The sequence below is a fragment of the Vibrio sp. 1580 genome (genome assembly GCF_033340055.1).
This window is the reverse complement of sequence record NZ_JAWOVT010000703.1, coordinates 1-523: the sequence shown is the minus strand read 5'-3', so window position 1 is coordinate 523 and position 523 is coordinate 1. Positions and strand designations below refer to the sequence as shown.

At 45.1% G+C, this 523-nt stretch carries 1 protein-coding gene; it reads right to left on the bottom strand.

Features of this window, described 5'->3' with window-relative positions; all coding sequences use genetic code 11:
- Nucleotides 1-63: 63 nt before the first annotated feature.
- On the bottom strand, nucleotides 64-523 hold a 460-nt coding region (locus R7093_RS27940; RefSeq protein ID WP_318147373.1), incomplete at its 5' end, for a DNA polymerase III subunit gamma/tau C-terminal domain-containing protein.

Genomic DNA, 523 nt, shown 5'->3' with positions numbered 1-523 from the left:
TTGGGTGTTGCATCAGTTAATGGGGTTATCACTTGACGTTTTCAACCCCATTCCGTTTGTTAGTTAGATAGGGCGCACACTATCTTTATCAAGCTCTGCAGCAAAACGACGCTCGATAAAGTCGACATTCGGGTCGTTCTCCAAGCTGTTCAGCGCTTGTTGTAACTTCTCTTGATAGAGCCTGTCTCTCAGTTCAAGTGGTGTTTCGCCACTCTCTCCTACTTCGATACTCAAGTGACACTCTTCACCTAAAGCCGTGTTTAGTGCGTTGAGCAGCTCACTTTGAGCTCTATCTGTATTTAAGTGTGCTTGGCTGCTTCTCAACTGTAAAGAAACGGTCAAGCCTTCTTTACTATAGTGAGAGTTTAGCGCAAGTTGTTCCACCAGCTTAGGCAGGTTCATCAAACTGATCATTTGCGCCCACTCGTTTTGTTCAAGTGACTCATCAATCAGCTTTTGTGCCATTTCTGGTGTTTTTTCATGCTCAAGCGCTTGCTTGAGCTGCGTAGGTGTCAGCTTAGTA